Source organism: Vibrio sp. 1159, from assembly GCF_033340395.1.
In the GTDB taxonomy this organism is placed as follows: Bacteria; Pseudomonadota; Gammaproteobacteria; order Enterobacterales; family Vibrionaceae; genus Vibrio; species Vibrio alginolyticus.
Window position 1 is genome coordinate 1 of record NZ_JAWOWL010000144.1, and the last position, 1,187, is coordinate 1,187.

General features: G+C 51.9%; 1 pseudogene. It reads left to right on the top strand.

The annotated features are described in order from the left end of the window. Positions 1 to 1,187, top strand: a pseudogene (locus R7127_RS26550) (diacylglycerol kinase family protein); the annotation flags it as partial.

A 1,187-nucleotide genomic window follows, 5' to 3' on the forward strand; every position in this document is an offset into this window, starting at 1 on the left:
ATCATAAAGCGCCGACCTTGGAGCGTTTACGTCATGCGATGAATTGGATTGATACCCAAATCGCCTGCGGGCGCTCTGTGGTTGTGCATTGCGCACTTGGGCGTGGCCGTTCGGTGTTTGTGGTGGCGGCTTATTTACTGAGTAAAGACCCATCGCTCTCGGTGGAATCGGTGATGCAGAAAATCAACAGCGTGCGCAGTACTGCAAGGCTCAATAATTTGCAGATCAAAACTCTGCGCGCGATCAGTTAGAAAGGCGTGCTAACACTCGATGAGCCGACTTGGATGGTGGTGAACCCTGTCGCGGGCGGTGGGAAATGGCAGCAATACGAACAACATGTGATTCGTGAGTTGACCAAAAAATATCGTCTCAGCATTCGCCAAACGGACGAAACCACCAGCGCAGAAAGCCTCGCACTGCAAGCTAAACAAAGTGGTGTGAATCAGGTGATTGTCTCTGGTGGCGATGGCACGGTGACTGAAGTGGCGAGCCAGTTGGTCGGCACTGACATCAAGCTCGGCATCATACCGTTGGGCACGGCGAATGCGCTGTGCCACGTGCTGTATGGTATCGGCGTGAAGTTATCACCGGTGGAAAAAGCGTGTGAAGCCATTCTCGCAGGTCATTGCCAACGCATAGACACCGCAGAATGTAATCAGCGTTTGATTCTGTTGGTGCTGGGTATTGGCTTGGAACAGAAGATGATTGAACACGCGCATCGTGAAGAGAAAAATGCTTTTGGGCAACTGGCGTATTTAACGGGCTTTTTTAACGTTGTTATTTCCGAAGAGGTGCAAACTCTGCAAGTAACCTTCGAAGGGCAAGCGGCGAGTGAACAAGGATGGGAGAGTCAGGAGATGGACGTGCACAGCTTCGTCGTTGCCAACATCGCGCCATTTAGTACCGTGTTAGCGCAAGGTGGCGGCGCGCCGCAGCCAGATGATGGGAAACTGCACATTACCTACCTTGATAACACTCAGTCGCTGGGTGGACGCCTAGTGGCGTTGTCGGATCTAACATTAACCAGCGTCGGTGCGCAGGATGAGTCGAATCTGTTTCAGTACGCGAGCGCGACAGGGGTAACGATTACTGCGGATAAGCCGATTGACTACGTCATCGACGGTGAGCTCTATTCTGACCGTCGTTTAGAGATCAAGATTCGTCCTCAGTCGCTTAATGTGTTTGTT